General features: G+C 69.4%; 17 protein-coding genes and 1 riboswitch. Of the genes, 9 read left to right on the top strand and 8 right to left on the bottom strand.

The genetic code is table 11. From position 1 onward, the window contains the following. Positions 1-277 precede the first annotated feature (277 nt). From P696_RS50360 to P696_RS0136000, 3 genes are all read left to right on the top strand, one after another. Positions 278-1,678: an amino acid permease gene (locus tag P696_RS50360; RefSeq protein ID WP_034488408.1), complete on the top strand. Its 1,401-nt coding sequence runs from the start codon at positions 278-280 to the stop codon at positions 1,676-1,678. Between the two features lie 105 nt (positions 1,679-1,783). Further along, positions 1,784-3,142, top strand: coding sequence for an AAA family ATPase (locus tag P696_RS50355; protein ID WP_051468556.1), 1,359 nt, complete (start codon positions 1,784-1,786; stop codon positions 3,140-3,142). Next, a complete protein-coding gene (locus P696_RS0136000) occupies positions 3,060-3,701 on the top strand; it encodes an RloB family protein (RefSeq protein ID WP_026416122.1) in 642 nt (213 codons plus the stop codon). Before P696_RS50355 ends, P696_RS0136000 begins: the two co-directional genes overlap by 83 nt. A gap of 61 nt (positions 3,702-3,762) precedes the next feature. On the opposite strand, the gene P696_RS53310 is transcribed toward P696_RS0136000, so the two are convergent. From P696_RS53310 to P696_RS50345, 3 genes are all read right to left on the bottom strand, one after another. Next, complete coding sequence (locus P696_RS53310) at positions 3,763-4,044, bottom strand: hypothetical protein (protein ID WP_157430116.1); 282 nt, start codon at positions 4,042-4,044, stop codon at positions 3,763-3,765. Between the two features lie 76 nt (positions 4,045-4,120). Further along, complete coding sequence (cobN, locus tag P696_RS0135990; protein ID WP_157430115.1) at positions 4,121-7,750, bottom strand: cobaltochelatase subunit CobN; 3,630 nt, start codon at positions 7,748-7,750, stop codon at positions 4,121-4,123. 58 nt (positions 7,751-7,808) lie between these two features. Next, positions 7,809-7,933, bottom strand: a riboswitch (cobalamin riboswitch). Positions 7,934-8,296: 363 nt separating this feature from the next. Continuing rightward, positions 8,297-8,728: an ATP-binding protein gene (locus tag P696_RS50345; protein WP_034488406.1), complete on the bottom strand. Its 432-nt coding sequence runs from the start codon at positions 8,726-8,728 to the stop codon at positions 8,297-8,299. Positions 8,729-9,012: 284 nt separating this feature from the next. Here P696_RS50345 and P696_RS0135980 point away from each other — a divergent pair, with 284 nt between their 5' ends. The 4 genes from P696_RS0135980 to P696_RS55225 are packed head-to-tail and all read left to right on the top strand — an operon-like array spanning position 9,013 to position 10,428. Then, positions 9,013-9,873 carry a helix-turn-helix domain-containing protein gene (locus P696_RS0135980; protein ID WP_026416120.1) on the top strand — a complete coding sequence of 287 codons (861 nt, stop codon included), beginning with the start codon at positions 9,013-9,015 and terminating at the stop codon, positions 9,871-9,873. Further along, entirely contained in the window at positions 9,870-10,064 is a 195-nt protein-coding gene (locus P696_RS55230; protein ID WP_026416119.1) for a DUF397 domain-containing protein, read from the top strand. Before P696_RS0135980 ends, P696_RS55230 begins: the two co-directional genes overlap by 4 nt. Next, a complete protein-coding gene (locus P696_RS57140) occupies positions 10,061-10,252 on the top strand; it encodes a DUF397 domain-containing protein (protein ID WP_026416118.1) in 192 nt (63 codons plus the stop codon). Before P696_RS55230 ends, P696_RS57140 begins: the two co-directional genes overlap by 4 nt. Further along, a complete protein-coding gene (locus P696_RS55225; protein ID WP_084338683.1) occupies positions 10,249-10,428 on the top strand; it encodes a DUF397 domain-containing protein in 180 nt (59 codons plus the stop codon). Before P696_RS57140 ends, P696_RS55225 begins: the two co-directional genes overlap by 4 nt. Positions 10,429-10,495: 67 nt before the next feature. Here the strand turns inward: P696_RS55225 and P696_RS0135965 are convergent, their stop codons facing one another. After that, on the bottom strand, positions 10,496-10,816 hold the full coding sequence (locus tag P696_RS0135965) for an ArsR/SmtB family transcription factor (protein WP_211245933.1): 321 nt from the start codon (positions 10,814-10,816) through the stop codon (positions 10,496-10,498). Between the two features lie 99 nt (positions 10,817-10,915). Between P696_RS0135965 and P696_RS0135960 the strand changes: the two genes are divergently transcribed. Continuing rightward, on the top strand, positions 10,916-11,914 hold the full coding sequence (locus P696_RS0135960; protein ID WP_026416116.1) for a zinc-dependent alcohol dehydrogenase family protein: 999 nt from the start codon (positions 10,916-10,918) through the stop codon (positions 11,912-11,914). On the opposite strand, the gene P696_RS0135955 is transcribed toward P696_RS0135960, so the two are convergent. Together P696_RS0135955 and P696_RS0135950 are read right to left on the bottom strand one after the other, a co-directional pair. Further along, positions 11,898-12,317 carry a hypothetical protein gene (locus P696_RS0135955; RefSeq protein ID WP_026416115.1) on the bottom strand — a complete coding sequence of 140 codons (420 nt, stop codon included), beginning with the start codon at positions 12,315-12,317 and terminating at the stop codon, positions 11,898-11,900. The genes P696_RS0135960 and P696_RS0135955 overlap by 17 nt on opposite strands. 59 nt (positions 12,318-12,376) lie before the next feature. Beyond that, on the bottom strand, positions 12,377-13,342 hold the full coding sequence (locus tag P696_RS0135950; protein ID WP_211245932.1) for an Lrp/AsnC family transcriptional regulator: 966 nt from the start codon (positions 13,340-13,342) through the stop codon (positions 12,377-12,379). Between the two features lie 117 nt (positions 13,343-13,459). On the opposite strand from P696_RS0135950, the gene P696_RS50340 reads away from it, so the two are divergent. Beyond that, positions 13,460-14,872, top strand: a complete 1,413-nt coding sequence (locus tag P696_RS50340) for an MFS transporter (protein WP_034488400.1) — start codon at positions 13,460-13,462, stop codon at positions 14,870-14,872. On the opposite strand, the gene P696_RS0135940 is transcribed toward P696_RS50340, so the two are convergent. Both P696_RS0135940 and P696_RS0135935 read right to left on the bottom strand, forming a co-directional pair. Beyond that, on the bottom strand, positions 14,844-15,410 hold the full coding sequence (locus P696_RS0135940) for a dihydrofolate reductase family protein (protein ID WP_026416113.1): 567 nt from the start codon (positions 15,408-15,410) through the stop codon (positions 14,844-14,846). The two genes, P696_RS50340 and P696_RS0135940, sit on opposite strands and share 29 nt — an antisense overlap. An 83-nt stretch (positions 15,411-15,493) precedes the next feature. Beyond that, positions 15,494-16,129: a LysE family translocator gene (locus tag P696_RS0135935; RefSeq protein ID WP_026416112.1), complete on the bottom strand. Its 636-nt coding sequence runs from the start codon at positions 16,127-16,129 to the stop codon at positions 15,494-15,496. Between the last annotated feature and the right edge of the window lie 4 nt (positions 16,130-16,133).

Below are 16,133 nucleotides of genomic sequence, written 5' to 3'. Positions count from 1 at the left end.
CCGCCCCCTGAGTACCCATCACGCCCCCAAGCACGTCCAGCCGCCCCCTGAGCACGCCCGCCCCACCCCCTGAAGGCGCCCCCTGAGAACGCTGGCCGAGGGCGCTCGCGGGCCGCATCGCACGGCCACATCGCAGGGCGGGTGTCGCAGGGCGGGTGTCGCAGGGCGGGTGTCGCAGGGCGGGTGTTTCAGTATCTGGACCTCGGTACGCATTGCGGTGCGTCGTAACCTAGAGTGATCGAGTCCATTTTGCCCATGCGACAGGATCAATTTAGGCATGTCCGAAAACAGTCCAGACCGTCCGGGCGAGCTGCGCACCGGGTTGCGCCGCCGCCACATGACCATGCTCGCCATCGGCGGGGCGGTCGGCGCGGGCCTGTTCGTGGGCAGCGGCCAGGTGATCAGGACGGCCGGTCCGGCGGCGATCCTGTCCTACGCGGCGGCCGGGCTGCTGGTGCTGTTCGTGCTGCGCGCGCTCGGCGAGATGGTGGTGGCGCGGCCGGTCGCGGGCTCGCTCGCCGAGTACGCCCGGATGGCGCTCGGCCCGTGGGCGGGCTTCACCATCGGCTGGATCTACTGGTACCTGTACGTGATCCTGGTCGGCGCGGAGGCGGTCGCGGGCGCGGCGATCCTGGCGTCCTGGATCGACCTGCCGCAGTGGCTGCTCGCCGCCGCGCTGCTGGTCCTGATGACCGGCGTGAACCTGGCCTCGGTGCGGTCGTTCGGCGAGTTCGAGTTCTGGTTCGCCTCGATCAAGGTCGCGGCGATCATCGTGTTCCTCGTCCTCGGCGTCCTGTACATCCTCGGGCTGTGGCCGGACTCGCCCGGCGGCCTGCACAACCTGACCGCGCACGGCGGCCTCATGCCGAACGGCCTGACCTCGGTCTTCACCGCGATCGTCGCGGTCATGTTCGCGTTCGGCGGCACCGAGATCGTCACGATCGCCGCCGCCGAGTCCGCCGAGCCGGGACGCGCCGTCGCCCGCGCCACCGGCAACGTCCTCTGGCGGGTCGCCCTGTTCTACGTGTTCTCGATCTTCCTCGTCGTGTCGATCCTGCCGTGGAACGACGCCCAGGTGCTCCGGAGCCCGTTCGTCAGCGCCCTCGACCGGCTGGACGTCCCCGCCGCCGGGACGATCATGCAGGCGGTCATCCTCACCGCCGTCCTGTCGGTGCTGAACTCGGCGATCTACGTCTCGTCCCGGATGCTCTACGTCCTCACCCGCGACGGCGACGCCCCGGCGGGCCTGACCAAACTCAACGCCCGCGGCGTCCCGGTCCGCGCGATCCTGCTCGGCACCGTCGCCGCCTGGGGCGCGGTCGTCGCGTCCTACATCTCCCCCGACCAGGTCTTCAAGTTCCTGATGAACTCCATCGGGACGATCCTGGCCTTCGTCTACCTGGCGATCCTGCTCTCCGAGCTGCGCCTGCGCCGCCGCCTCGAACGCGACGACCCCGCCAGCCTCACCTACCGCATGTGGTTCTACCCGGTCCTGCCGATCCTCTGCATCCTCGCCCTCGTCGCCGTCCTGGTCTCAATGGCCGTCATGCACGAGGTCCGCTCCCAGCTCATCGCCTCCCTCATCAGCCTCACCGCCGTCGCCGCGATCTACCCCCTCCGCCGCCGCTACGGCTCCCGCCCCCCGGTCACCACCCCACCCCTCACCCGCACCCGCTGACACGAACTTCGTCCACTGAGCGCATACAAACCCTCGACTGTGGGGATTTTCGTCGTAGAGTGCTGCCAGACTGCTGTCTACACGCGAACACATTGAGGGAAGATCATGAGGTTGCTGCGCTTCCGGGTCGCCAACCACAAATCGATCCGGGACGAGCAAGCGCTGTCGTTCGTCGCCGTCCCGAAGCGCGGCGAGCCGAAGCCGCGCGCCACCGAGATCCCGCCCACGACCCGGGTAACGGGCGTCTACGGCGCCAACGCCTCCGGCAAGTCCAACGTCCTGGACGCGTTGATCTTCATGATCGGCTGTGTCGACCGGTCACAGACGGACTGGTCGCCGACCGGCGGAGTCCCCCGCAGGCCGTTCAAGCCGGTGCAGGGGGAGCCTTCGCTCTTTGAACTCGACTTCATCCTGGACGGCATCCGGTACACCTACGGCTTCGAGGTCGATGACAAGGCCGTATGTTCCGAGTGGCTGTTCTCCTTCCCTCATGGCAAAGCACGCCGGCTCTTCGAGCGGACTAGTCCGGAGGACTACGAGTTCGGACGCGCGCTGACCGGTCCGACCAGCCAGATCGCCAGGCTCACGCGCTCCAATGCTCTCTACCTGTCGTCCGCCGCGAGTAACAGCCATCCACTCCTGGGCAGGCTCTACGAAGCCTTGACGAAGAACATCCAGGTTGCCCGTCAGAGCGACCGGGATACTCGCCTCCGACTCACCAAGAGAATCCTCAAGCACGAGCACACGCCCCAACTCCTGGCCCGACTGCTCAAGGTCGCGGACCTCGGCATCGAAAGCGTCCACGTCGAGGAAACTGAACTGCCCGCCAACGTTCAGCGCGCCATGGCCCGTTTCGGCGAAGAGTTGGACGGGCTCGAGCTGACACCTCCCCCAACCCATATCGATGAGGTCTTCCTCTCTCATTCCAGCGCCCCGACGGTCCGCTTCAGCCTGAGCGAGGAGAGCGACGGCACGGTGGAGTGGCTGACGCTCATCGGCTATCTCATCGTCAGCATGAGCACGTCGAACGTCCTCATGGTGGACGAAGTCGACGCGAGCCTGCATCCCCATCTCACCTCAACCGTGATTCGCATGTTCAAGGACCCTGAGATCAACCGACACGGCTCCCAACTGCTCTTCGCGTCCCACGACACCACGCTGCTGGGCACGCTGCTCGACGACAAGATCCTTGATCGGGACGAGGTCTGGTTCACCGAGAAGGGCGAGGACGGTGCGACGACGCTCTACGCGCTCGCGGAGTTCAAGCCGCGCAAGGACGAGAACGTCGAACGCGGATACCTCCAGGGTCGCTATGGTGCTGTTCCCTACCTGAGTTACGCGGAGATCCGCCGGATCTTCCAGGAACTTCACGCGGAGTCGGATGAGTCGCGGACGTACCCCCCAGTCCCTCACCCGCAAGACGAACACCAAGAGCACGAAGAATCGGCTGCTCATCGTCTGTGAAGGGGAAGTCACCGAGGTCGAGTACTTCGAGGGCATCACCCGGCTCTACCGGGCACCGACGGTGAAGGTCGAGTGCGTCGGCATCGGACGCGATCCGCTCGCGACCGTGAACCGCGCCCTCCGGCTGCGTGAGAACTCCGAGAAGGCAGCGCGGAGCAAACGCGACTCGTTTCTGAAGATCGACCATGTCTGGTGCGTGGTCGACGTGGACGATCACACCACGCTGGACGCGGCGCTCCTTCTCGCGAGACGAAACGACGTGCACCTCGTCGTCTCGAACCCATGCTTCGAGATCTGGCTGCTCTGGCACTATCAGAACTTCGCATCCCAGACGAACCGCTTCGACCTGCCAAAGAAGCTCGACTCGCGCATCCCCGGCTACAGCAAGAGGAAGGCCATCCCTGGCGACTTCCCCTTCAAGGACGGCTACGAGAACGCGAGGAAGCGAGCCTTGGGCTGCGACCCTGAACACGACAAACCCTGTCGGCGCGGCCAGAACCCCTCGTCCAACGCGTGGCTCGCCGTTGAGGCCATCCGCGGCGAGGGCCGGAAGCGCTGAGGGTAGCGAAACGGCCCGCGTCCAGGGGGGGACGCGGGCCGTTCGGTTTATGGGGCTGGGGTCAGGCTTTACGGCGGCGGAAGAAGGTGCCGATGGCGCGGGAGAGCAGCACGATCGGCAGCAGGAAGACGAAGAAGAACATGTGGTACGTGCCGCCGGAGAAGATGAAGAGCAGGTAGAAGGCGTAGCCGGACATTCCGAGGCCGACCACCGCGTAGAGGAGACGGTCCCGGGCGGTCGAGCCGAGGCCGGTCGCCGCCGCGACCAGCATGGCAATGCCGCTGATCGCCATCAGCACCACGTACCAGGAGAACGCGGGCTCGGCACTGAAATCGAGGTTCACGAGCATTCCAGGGGTTGTTCCGAAAAAGTCGGGCAACGATATCGGAACACCCCCCTTCACGCCTACTGTAAAGCGGTCATTCAGGTTCTTCGAGGGTGCCTTCCAGGTCCAAGTAGGTCTGGCGGAGGCGGTTCAGGGTTTCGGGGTCGGGGGCGGCCCAGAGATCACGGTCGGCGGCTTCGAGAAGACGTTCTGTGACGCCGCGGAGGGCCCAGGGGTTGGACTTCTCCATAAAGGCGCGGTTCTCGGGGTCGAAGACGTATTCCTTGGCGAGCGTCTCGTACATCCAGTCGTCCACGACTCCGGCGGTGGCGTCGTAGCCGAAGAGGTAGTCGACGGTGGCGGCGAGTTCGAAGGCGCCCTTGTAGCCGTGGCGGCGCATGGCGGCGATCCAGCGCGGGTTGACGACGCGGGCGCGGAAGACGCGGTGGGTCTCCTCGGCGAGGGTGCGGGTCCTGACCTGGTCGGGGAGGGCCGAGTCGCCGACGTAGGCGGCCGGGTTCCGGCCGGTCAGGGAGCGGACCATCGCGACCATTCCGCCGTGGTACTGGAAATAGTCGTCGGAGTCGACGATGTCGTGCTCGCGGGTGTCCTGGTTTTTGGCCGCGACCGAAATACGGCGGAAAGTGGACTCCATATCGGTCCGGGCCTCGCGTCCGTCCAGGCCGCGGCCGTAGGCGTAGCCGCCCCAGACGGCGTAGACCTCGGCGAGGTCGGAGTCGTCGCGCCAGTTGCGGGCGTCGATGAGCGGCAGGAGCCCGGCCCCGTACGCGCCCGGCTTGGAGCCGAAGATACGGGTGGTCGCGCGACGCCAGTCGCCGTGCGCGGCGTGGTCCTCGACGGCGTGGGCGCGCAGGAGGTTGCGGTCGGACGGCTCGTCCAGCGCGGCGACGGCGCCGATCGCGTCGTCGATCAGGGCGATGACGTGCGGGAACGCGTCGCGGAAGAAGCCGGAGATGCGCAGCGTGACGTCGATGCGCGGACGGCCCAGCTCCGCGAGCGGGACGATCTCGAAACCGGTCACCCGGCGGGACGCGTCGTCCCAGGTCGGACGGCATCCGATGAGCGCGAGCACCTCGGCGATGTCGTCACCCTGGGTGCGCATCGCGGACGTGCCCCAGACGGTCAGGCCCACGCTGGACGGATACTCTCCGGTGTCGTCCAGGTGACGTTGGATGAGCGAGTCGGCGAGGGCGACGCCGACGTCCCACGCGTTGCGGGACGGGATGGCCTTCGGGTCCACCGAGTAGAAGTTGCGGCCGGTCGGCAGGACGTTGACCAGCCCGCGCGTCGGCGATCCGGACGGCCCGGCGGGCACGTAGCCGCCGTCCAGCGCGTGCAGGACGGCCCCGATCTCGTCGCGCGTGGCGTCCAGGCGCGGGACGACCTCGGACGCCGCGAACTCCAGCAGCCGCACGACGTCCGGAACGTCCGCGCCGAGGGTCCCGGCGGCGATCTCCGGGGCTCGGGCGGCGTCCCAGCCCGTGTCCTCCATGGCCTGGACGAGCCGCCGCGCGGTGTCCTCCAGGATGTCGATCACGTCGGACGCGGTGCGTCCGCCCAGCGCGTTCACGACCGCGCCCGGCTCGGCGAGCAGCGCCTTCTCGTCCAGGCCGTGCGGTGCGGCGAGCGCCGTCCGCAGCCCCGGCATGGCCCCGGCGACGCCTCCCCACACCTGCGTCGCGCGCAGCACGGCGAGCACGAGGTTGACGCGCGTCTCACCCTGCGGCTCCTGCCCGAGGATGTGCAGGCCGTCCCGGATCTGGACGTCCTTGATCTCGCACAGGTAGCCGTCGATGTGCAGGATGAAGTCGTCGAAGTCGGAGTCGTCCGGCATGTCCTCCTGATGGAGGTCGTGGTGGAGTTGCGCGGCCTGGACGAGGGTCCAGATCTGCGCCCGGACGGCCGGGAGCTTGGTCGGGTCGAGGTCGTTGACGGTGGCGTACTCGTCCAGCAGCTGTTCGAGTTTGGCCAGGTCACCGTAGGTTTCGGCGCGTGCCATCGGCGGCACGAGGTGGTCGACGACCGTGGCGTGCCCGCGCCGCTTGGCCTGCGTCCCCTCGCCCGGGTCGTTGACGATGAACGGGTAGACGAGCGGCAGGTCGCCGAGGACGCCGTCCGGGGCGCACCCGTCCGAGAGCCCGAGGCCCTTGCCCGGCAGCCACTCCAGCGTGCCGTGTTTGCCCAGGTGGACGACCGCGTCCGCGCCGAACTCGCCGTCCAGCCAGCGGTAGGCCGCCAGGTAGTGATGGGAGGGCGGAAGGTCCGGATCGTGGTAGATCGCGACGGGGTTCTCGCCGAACCCGCGCGGCGGCTGGATCATCAGCACGACGTTCCCGAACCGCAGCGACGCGAGGACGATGTCGTCGCCGTCCACGTACAGCTCGCCCGGCGGCTCGCCCCAGTGCTCCCGGATCCCCTCGCGCAGCGACTCGGGCATCGCTTCGAACCACGTCCGGTAGGACGCCAGGGACGCGCGCGCAGGAGCCCTGCTCAATTGCTCCTCGGTCAGCCACTCGACGTCATGTCCGCCCGCTGCGATCAGGGCGTGAATCAGCTCATCGCCCGTATCGGGGTCCTCCCATAGGGAATGGTCGTCGCCGAGGTCGTATCCGGCGTCCGCCATCTGCCGGAGCATCCGCACAGCGGACGTAGGCGTGTCCAGCCCGACCGCGTTCCCGACTCGCGCGTGCTTGGTCGGATACGACGACAGGACCAGCGCCACCCGCTTCTCCCCATTCGGGACGTGCCGGAGCCGCGCGTGCCGAACCGCGATGCCCGCCACCCGCGCGGCCCGTTCCTCGTCCGCCCTGTAGACGGGGATGCCGTCCGGGCCGAGTTCCTTGAAGGAGAACGGCACCGAGATGATGCGCCCGTCGAATTCGGGAATCGCCACCTGCATCGCCGCGTCCATGGGGACGAGCGCCGCGTCCGACTCGTCCCATGCCTGCCGCGACGACGTGAGGCAAAGCCCCTGGATGACCGGCACATCGAGCGTCCCTAGAGCCCCGGCGTCCCACGAGTCCTCATCGCCACCCGCACTGGCATCGGCCGCTACCGCCCCGCCCGCCGCCAAAACCGTCGCCACAACGGCGTCGCTCTGCCCGAGCAACGCCATCAGCTCCGGATCGGCTCCCCGCAACGATCCGCAGTACACCGGCAACGCATTGGCCCCGGCCCGCTCGATCTGCCTACACAACACGTCCACGAACGCCGTGTTCCCCGACAGCTCATGCGCGCGATAGAAAACCACGCCGACCGTGGGACGCCCGTCCACCCGCGCATACTCGCCGTGCACCCCGAACGAGGGCATCGCCACAGGCGCCTCAAACCCTTCCCCGGTGAGCAGCACTGTGTCCGAGAGGAACAGGGCCAGCTGGCGCATGTTCTCGACGCCGCCCTCGCGCAGATAGGCGAGCGCCTCGGCCGCAACCCCGGGTGGAACTGTGGACAACGCCATCAACTCGGCGTCCGGATCGGCCTCCCCACCGAGCAGAACCACGGGCAGGCCGCTGCCCACCAGCGCGTCCACCCCTTGTGGCCAGGTCTTCCGTCCGCCCAGCAAGCGGACCACGACAACGTCGACTCCGTCGACCAGTGAAGCCAGATCCTCGATCCGCGTGGGGTTGGCGGTCGCCCACCCCACGTCCGCCGCGCGCGCGGCGAGCAGTTCGGTGTCGGCGGTGGACAGCAGCAAAGCACGCATGAGCGTTGCCTCCAACGGGGTCCGCGCCCCGGCTCGGGTGAAGGGCCGCGACGGCGCGGAGTCTCCTGGCTCCCGGATCGACGCCCCCGCCCCGGCCTTCCGGCGGAACCGCCGTGGCCAAGCATGAGGGGGGACTCCCCGGTGACAGTTGCGGGACAGCTCCGGACTCACACCGGATTCCTCGCCCGCCGTCGCCGCGCCAGTCTACGGAACGCCTGCCTCGCCCTCACCCCCGCGATTCCGGTGGCCTCACCGCCACACAAGGCGTACCCTTCCGAGTGTCGGCGAGTGGGGAAGCTCGACCGGCCGAAACGCCCGACCTCACCTAGCCGAGGCCGGGCGTTTCGCATGGTCAGCCCCCACATTCGAACACCCGCCCCCACGTCGCCGCGGCCATGCCGACCCCGGAATCTCGGACGCTCCCAGCATCCCCGCGCGTCCCGCCCAACCCCCTCCCACCCCCGAAGGCTCGACCGCACCAACGGCCGACCGCCCTCGGAACTCCAAACGAAGTGCCGCTTCGCCATTCAGGAAATGGCGCGGAGGTCAGAGGAGGGAGAAGCCGATGGCCTTGCCTATGCCGGGGCGGGAGAGGGTGGTGGTGGGGTAGGCGGCGCAGTGGCCGGACGTGAGGGTGTGGACCATCGAGAGGCCGCGGCCGTCCGTGCTCAGGGTGTCGATGAGGGCGTCCAGGTCGTCGCCGTCGAGGACGGGCGGCGGGCGCAGGAGGTCGGGGACGCGGCCGAGGAACGGGTCGGCGTCCGCGATCTCGCACCACACGGGACGGCGCGACGAGCCCGCGAACAGGACGCGCATCTCGAGCGGCGGTTCGGCGTGCTGGACGCCGTTCGCGGCGAGCTCGGCGGCGACGAGTTCGAGGTCGTTGACGCCGTCCTCCGGGACACCGGCACGCACCAGGAGGTCCCGGACGATCTCCCGCGCCCGCCGCTCGGCCCGCGCCGGATGCAGCCGCCACACCCGAGCGGTCCACGGCCCGACCCCTAACGTCGCACCCCCCGGCTCCACCACCATCCGCGCCGCCACCGTCCTCCACAACATGGCCCCGCCTTCCCAGTCGTGTCCTCGTGATCGGAGGTCCGGAATCGATCGAAAGGCGTCCGGACGATCACTTTGAGTACTAGCTTTGTCACTTAGAGCTTCCTCGGGCGACGGATGGTGCGCAACAAGTTGCGCGATACGTAACGCCGGATCGGCGGTTCCAGGCACGCGTCAGCGGATGACATCGAGCACAGGAGGGGCCCTTGACCAGCAGAAAAGCGACCACGGCCCGTGGACGCACCCTGGGTGCCGAGCTTCGCGAGCTCCGGGACCGGTCAGGGCTCAGCACGCGAGAGGCCGCGTCGCGCATCGGCTGGACGGCGGCGATGCTGAACCGCACCGAGAACGGGCTCCGCGCCACCAACCCGGAGGAGGTCGCGTCGATCCTCGGGGCTTACGGCGTGACCGGCGCCGACCGAGAGCGGCTCCTCGCCTTGGCCCGAGACGCCGAACGGCCCGGCTGGTGGGAGCCGGGTGACAGCATTTACCCGGCCGCACTCAAGGCTCTGATCGGCTTCGAGACCCAGGCGACCCGCATAACGGACGTGGAGACATCACTCGTCCCCGGTCTGTTGCAGACTGCCGAGTACACACGCGCCGTCATGCAGGCCTGCGGCGTCCCTCCACTTGAAGTGGAGACACGCGTGGCCACTCGCCTTGGACGCCAGGCGATCCTCAGCCGTCCGGCGCCGCCTATGTTCTCGGCGTTCATCGACGAGGCGAGCCTGCGCCGTCCGGTTGGCGGAGCACGCGCCATGGCAGAGCAGCTGCACCACATCAGGCGGGCCGCGTCCAGGCCCAACATCAGCGTGCGGATCATTCCGCTTCACACCGGCGCCCATGCCGCGCTGAGCGGGCCCTTCACCATCCTGGAATTCGAACGCGCGAAGCCACTGGTTCACCAGGAAGGCAAGAGCACCCTGTGCTTCGTGGATTCCAGTGCCGAGGTGAAGACTTTCGTCACGTGCGTGGATACGCTGAAGTCGACTTCCCTCACCCCCGAGCGTTCGATCGAGTACCTGGACTCGATCATCGCGGATCACGGGAGACAGGAGCCAGCATGAAGCGCGGCGACCTCACCTGGAGAAAGTCCAGTCACAGTGGCGAAGAGTTCAACTGCGTCGAAGTTGCACGCCTCACCAGCACGCGAATGGCCATTCGCGATTCCAAGGCCCCCGACGACCCGGCTCTGACACTCGATCGGAACGCCTGGGCCTCGCTCTGCACAACGCTCGGCGAAAGCAACATGACGTGACCACGTCGCGCTTGGCCTGGCGCAAGTCGTCCCGCAGCGACGAGGAGGTCAACTGGGTCGAGGTGGCGGTCATCAGCGCCGAGGCTCTCGCAGTCCGCGACTCCAAGCTCCCGGGTAGCGCAGTGTTCACGCTCGACCAGCAGGAGTGGCGCGCGCTCCACGCGGCACTCAGCAAGTACACGCCATGAGCGGAGAGCACCTGACCTGGCGCAAGTCGTCGCAGAGCGATGAAGAGTTCAACTGCGTGGAAGTTGCTCGCGTGGCGGGATACGCCGTGGCTGTTCGGGATTCCACGGATCGGGACGGTGGGGCGTTGTTCGTCCGGCTTGCTGATTGGAGCGCGCTTGTCAGTGCGCTGCGCTGACGCGTGGTGGGCACGTTCAGTATCAGTGGGCGACGCTGGCTGATTTTGGTGCGGTGACGGGGGGTGGTCATTGTTGGCGGTGGGCGGCGGTGACTATGGCTTTTAGGAGGCCGGGGAAGGTCTGCTCTAGTTCGTCGCGGCGGAGGGTGTTCATTCGGGCGGTGCCTGCGTAGTGCTGTCGGATGAGGCCGGCTTCTCTGAGGACGTTGAAGTGGTGGGTGGCGGTGGACTTGCTGACCGTGAGGTCGAAGCCGCCGCACTTGATGTCGGTGTCGGAGTCCCAGAGGCGGGTGACGATGCTGCGGCGGACGGGGTCGACGAGGGCCTCGAGGATCTGCTGGAGCGTCACGTCCTGGACGGACGGGTGGGGTGGGGTGCGGTCGTCCATGCGGGCCATAGTACGACAGCGATCAAAGTTTGACATCGGTCGAACTTAGGCGTTCACTGATCATCCGTTGGACGGAGACGATCGGAAGGACGGTCCACTATGGCCAGGACGGTGTTGTTCCACGAGCTCGGCGGCCCCGAGGTGATGCGGATCGAGGACGTCGAGGTCGGCGACCCGGGGCCCGGCGAGGTGCGGATCCGGGTGGACGCGTTCGGGCTCAACCGGGCCGAGGCGCTGTTCCGCTCCGGGCGGTACATCGAGCCGGTGAAGCAGTTCCCGGCGAAGCTCGGGTACGAGGCCGCAGGGGTTGTCGAGGCCGTGGGTGAGGGTGTCGACGGGATCGCGGTGGGCGACTCGGTCAGCACGATGCCCGCGTTCTCGCAGAACGACTACGGGGTGTACGGCGAGCAGGCGATCGTCCCGGCGCACGCGGTGCTGGCCAGACCGGACTCTGTGAGCGCGGTCGACGGCGCGGCGGTGTGGATGCCCTACGTGACGGCGTACGGCGGGCTGGTCGAGGTCGGCGGGATGCGTCCGGGTGACACGGTCGTGCTGAACGCGGCGTCCAGCAGTGTGGCGCTCGCGGCGTTGCAGGTCGCCGAGCGGACGGGCGCGACGGCGATCGCGCTGACGCGGGGCGAGGGCAAGAAGGACGCGCTGCTCAAGCTCGGCGCGGAGCACGTGATCGTGACCGACACCGAGGACATGGTCGAGCGCGTCCGCGAGCTGACCGGTGGACGGGGCGCGGAGTTCGTCTTCGACGCGGTCGCGGGTCCGGGCGTCCTCGACCTGATGAAGGTCGTCGCGCCGGACGGGATGATGATCGAGTACGGGATGCTCAGCGGGCAGCCGACGCCGTTCCCGGGGTTCGACCTGGGGATGCCGCCCGTCAGCATGCGGACGTTCACGATGCGCGAGACGTCCCACGACCCGGAGCGGATGCGGCGGGCGGTCGCGTACGTGAACTCGGGGCTGCGGTCGGGGGCGTTCCGTCCCGTCGTGGACCGGACGTTCGAGCTCGGGGACATCGTCGAGGCGCACCGCTACATGGCGGCGAACAACCAGGTCGGCAAGATCGTCGTCACCGTCGACCGCTGACGTTCAGGTTCAGGGCCACGAGGACGACGACGGTCGTCGCGAGGACGGCCATCGCGGGGAAGGCGTACGGGATCGGCTCCTCCACGGTGGCCAGGCTCTGCGGGACGCAGATCACGGCGATCAGCACTTCGAGGACGAGCGTCGCGATCCGGACGCCCCTCCCGGACGCCAGTTTCCAGGCGCAGCCCGCGGCGGCCAGGGCGAACACGCCGACGAACAGGCCCAGGACCACGACGACCTGCGAGAGGTCGGCGGTCAGCTTGTCCGTGGACCGCGCTTCCTGCGAGCCCGCGACGACCAGGTAGCCCGCCGGGACGGCCATGAGCACGGACTGCACGCCGAGCAGGACGCGCGCGAGGGTGAGGCCGTGACCGGTGTGGTGGCGGGAGGTGTCGGACGTCATGCCTCCAGGATTCCGGGCGAGGTCCGGGTTCCCCAGCGTTCGCGTACTCAGAGCGGTACTCAGTGGAGGAGGCGGCCGAGGCGTTTGAGGTTGCGGATGACAGGGGTGGTCTCGACGTGGGTGACGCCGGGGAGGGCGGCGACGCGGCCGGTGAGGTAGCGGTAGAGGTCGTGGGGGTCGCGGCAGAGGACGGTGGCGGACAGGTTGGTGTTTCCGCTGGTGGCGGCGGCGAAGACGACCTCGGGGTGGGTGGCCAGGGCGCGTCCGGCGGCGTCCAGGTCGGACGGGGTGACGGTCATCCAGAGGCGGGTGCTGTGGTTCAGGCCGACGAGGCGGAGGTCGAACTCGGCGTAGAAGTGCAGGGCGCCGAGGGCGCGCAGGTGCTCGACGCGGCGGCGGACGGTGGACGCGGACCAGCCGGTCTCGGCGGCGAGGTCCGGGAGGGCCGTGCGGCCGTCGCGCGCGAGGACGTCCAGGAGGGGACGGTCGTCCGCGCTGCACTGGGGGATGTCGGCGGGGTCGGCGACGAACTCCGGGTGCGGGTTGAGGGCGGCGGCCTGTTCGGGGGTCAGGGCGTCCAGGAGGCGGATCGGGCTGGGCGAGCCGTAGAAGACGTGCAGGACGGAGTGGGCCGCGACGTCGACGATGCGGTTCGTGCGCGGGAGTCTGTCGAGCAGGAGGTGTTCGGCCTCGTCCGGGGTGCTGGCCCGGGTGATGCACTGGACCTCCGTCCCGCCTGAGGCGAGTTGGACCCAGGCGGTGTCGTCGCGGCGGGCCAGGGCCTCGGCGACGGAGAGGGCCGCGCCGGGCGCGCAACGCAGGCGGAGCACCCAGCGTCCGTGGGCGAGGTATCCGGCGGGCGGGACGGCGACGACGCGCAGGAGGTCCGCCGAGCGGAGGCGGCGGTAGCGGCGGGCGACGGTCTGGTCGGAGACGTCGAGGATCTCGGCGATCCGGCTGAACGGGGCGCGTCCGTCGAGTTGCAGCGCATGGATCAGCTGCCGGTCGAGCTCGTCGATATCCACCACGGCAGCGTACGTGATGTCGAAATCTGTTCATTCGGGTGCTTCTTTGTCGCTTTGGTGGCGGTGAGCGGCCGAGAGTCGTGGGGTTCGATCTGAGCGACTCGAAAGGATCCGGATATGGGCAGGTGGGGACCGCTGACGGCGGTGTGCCTCGGCGCGTTCATGCTGCTGGTGGACGTGAACATCGTGACGGTGGCGCTGCCCGACATGGCGCGCGGGCTCGGCACGACGTTCGGCGCGTTGCAGTGGGTGATGGACGTCTACGCGCTCACCCTCGCCGCGTTGCTGATGGGCGCGGGGACGCTCGCCGACCGGATCGGACGGCGGCGGCTGTACGTGGTCGGACTGGTGGTGTTCGCGGCGTCCTCGCTGGTCAGCGGGCTCGCGCCGGACGCGGCGACGCTCGTGGCGGCGCGGGCGGTGCAGGGCGTGGGCGCGGCGGCGATGTTCGCGACGACGGTGGCGCTGATCGCCGCGTCCTACGAGGGGCGCGAGCGCAGCGTGGCGTTCGGCGTGTGGGGCGCGGTGTCGGGGGCGGCGTCCGGGATCGGGCCGATCCTGGGCGGGGTGCTCACGCAGCACCTGGGCTGGCGGTGGATCTTCCTGGTGAACCTGCCGGTCAGCGCGGTCGCGATCGCGGTGACGCTGCGGCGGGTGCGCGAGTCGCGGAATCCGGACGCGCGGCGGCTGGACGTTCCGGGCATCGCGCTGTTCGCGGTCGCGGCGGGGGCGCTCACGTACGGGCTGACACGCGGCGGCGACACGCTGTGGATCGCGGTCGTGGTGGCCGGGGTGGCTCTCGCGGGGTTCGCGGTCGTCCAGCGGCGGACGGCCTATCCGACGCTTGACCTGGGGCTTTTCCGGCGTCCGAGGTTCGTGGGGGTGATGATCGGGTCGCTGGCCATGTCGGGGGCGGCGTTCGCGACGCTGATCGACACGTCGCTGTGGCTGCGGGCGGTGCTCGGGCTGTCGCCGATGGAGGCGGGCCTGGTGATCCTGCCGCTCCCAGCCGTGTCGTTCGCGACGTCCCTGCTGGCCGGACGGCTGTTGCACGGCGTCTCACCACGCTGGACGGTCGGCGGCGGCCTCGCGCTGATCGGGGTCGGCGGGTTCGCGCAGGCGTTCCTCACGGCGGACGCGGGCTGGACGGATCTCGTCCCGGGCCTGGTCGTGACGGGGATCGGGGCCGGTCTGGCGCTACCGAACGTGACGGCGGCGGCGGTCGGGGCCGTCCCGGCGGAGCGCGGCGGGATGGCGTCCGGGGCGGTCGGGGCGCTGCGTCAGCTCGGCTACGCGCTCGGCGTCGCGGTGCTCGGCGCGGTGTTCCGCGCGGCGGTGCCCGGCGACCCGGCCGTCTCGCACGACGCGGCCGGGTTCGCCTCCGGGCTGTCCGCCGCGTACGCGACGGCGGGGACGCTCGCGCTGGTCGCCGCCGCGAGCGTCCTCCTCCTCGTCCGGGATCGGGACCGGGTCCCTGCGTCGCACACGGAACGGCCGCTGGTCAGGACGTCACCGCGTAGCGGTGCATGACGACGCCCTCGTCGAAGGTGCGCGGGGCCTCGAGGAGGCGCAGGCCGAGCCGCCGGTCCAGGCCGGGGAACAGGGACACTCCCCCGCCGAGGATGACCGGGTGGACGCCGATCCGCACCTCGTCGAGCAGGCCCAGCCGGGCGAGCGAGGTCGCGGCGCGGGCGCCGCCCATGAGGAGCAGGCCCTTGCCGTCCTCCTCCTTCAGCTCGCGGACCTCCGCGGCGAGGTCGGACCCGATGATCCTCTCGGCCCAGTCGCTCTTCTCGAGCGTCCGGGAGATGACCATCTTCCGGGACGCGCGCCAGACCGGCGCGTACCGGACGACGTGCGGGTGGTCGGTCCTGGACTCCGCGTCCGGCCACCAGGACTCCATCATCTCCCAGGTCACGCGGCCGTAGAGGGTGATGTCGTTCTCCTCGTCGAGCTCGAAGGAGTGGTCCGACAGCTCCGGGCCCATGACCGGCCAGTCGAACTCGCCCTTCGGGCCCACGACGTGCCCGTCGGCGCTGGTGTGGATGAAGTAGGTCAGCTTCCGCATCGTTCCGCTCCTTCTCGTCGGTGCCTTCACCCTGGAGTCGGAGCGGTCCGGACGTCCTCTACATCCCGTCCGGGACTTTCTTGTCAGTTCTTCTGGCCGGTCGTGGCGACGGCGAAGCCCAGGCCGATCATCATCAGGCCGCCGGTGCCGCCGATCGCCGCGAGGCGGCGCGGGGAGCGGGCGAGCCAGGTGCGCGCGGACGCGGCGGCCAGGCCCCACACGCTGTCGAGGACCAGCGCGATCGCGCAGAAGATCAGGCCGAACAGGGCCATCTGGAGCGGAACGTGCCCGGCGCTCCGGTCCACGAACTGGGGCAGGACGGCGGCGAAGAACACGCTGGTCTTCGGGTTGGTGACGCCGACGACCAGGCCCTGCCAGAAGGCGCGGCGTCCGGCCGAGGCGTCCGTCCCGCCGAGCGCCTCGGTCAGCTTGCGCCGCTGCCGGACGGCCTGGACGCCCAGGTAGACCAGGTAGACCGCGCCGACCAGCTTGATCGTCGTGAAGAGCAGCGCGGACTCGGCGACGAGCGAGCCGATGCCGAAGGCGACGGCCAGGGAGAGCGTGAGCGCGCCGACCTCGTTCCCGGCGACGCTCGTGAGGGCCGTCCGGCGGCCGTGGGCGAGCGCGCGCCCGACGACGAACAGCACGGACGGCCCGGGGACGAGGATGATCACTGTGGCCAAGGCGCAGAAGGCCAGCAGACGTTCGGGGGACACCATGTCC

Source organism: Actinomadura oligospora ATCC 43269 (assembly GCF_000518265.1).
Classification (GTDB): Bacteria; Actinomycetota; Actinomycetes; order Streptosporangiales; family Streptosporangiaceae; genus Spirillospora; species Spirillospora oligospora.
The sequence above is the reverse complement of the archived record's forward strand: the minus strand, read 5'-3'. Positions and strand labels throughout refer to the sequence as shown.

Bases quoted from the DNA above. Each gene is read 5' to 3' on its own strand.
- P696_RS50360 (WP_034488408.1), top strand. From the start codon at position 278: ATGTCCGAAAACAGTCCAGACCGTCCGGGCGAGCTGCGCACCGGGTTG.
- P696_RS50355 (WP_051468556.1), top strand. From the start codon at position 1,784: ATGAGGTTGCTGCGCTTCCGGGTCGCCAACCACAAATCGATCCGGGAC.
- P696_RS0136000 (WP_026416122.1), top strand. From the start codon at position 3,060: ATGAGTCGCGGACGTACCCCCCAGTCCCTCACCCGCAAGACGAACACC.
- cobN (WP_157430115.1), bottom strand. From the start codon at position 7,750: ATGCGTGCTTTGCTGCTGTCCACCGCCGACACCGAACTGCTCGCCGCG.
- P696_RS55230 (WP_026416119.1), top strand. From the start codon at position 9,870: ATGAAGCGCGGCGACCTCACCTGGAGAAAGTCCAGTCACAGTGGCGAA.
- P696_RS55225 (WP_084338683.1), top strand. From the start codon at position 10,249: ATGAGCGGAGAGCACCTGACCTGGCGCAAGTCGTCGCAGAGCGATGAA.
- P696_RS0135965 (WP_211245933.1), bottom strand. From the start codon at position 10,816: ATGGACGACCGCACCCCACCCCACCCGTCCGTCCAGGACGTGACGCTC.
- P696_RS0135960 (WP_026416116.1), top strand. From the start codon at position 10,916: ATGGCCAGGACGGTGTTGTTCCACGAGCTCGGCGGCCCCGAGGTGATG.
- P696_RS0135955 (WP_026416115.1), bottom strand. From the start codon at position 12,317: ATGACGTCCGACACCTCCCGCCACCACACCGGTCACGGCCTCACCCTC.
- P696_RS50340 (WP_034488400.1), top strand. From the start codon at position 13,460: ATGGGCAGGTGGGGACCGCTGACGGCGGTGTGCCTCGGCGCGTTCATG.
- P696_RS0135940 (WP_026416113.1), bottom strand. From the start codon at position 15,410: ATGCGGAAGCTGACCTACTTCATCCACACCAGCGCCGACGGGCACGTC.
- P696_RS0135935 (WP_026416112.1), bottom strand. From the start codon at position 16,129: ATGGTGTCCCCCGAACGTCTGCTGGCCTTCTGCGCCTTGGCCACAGTG.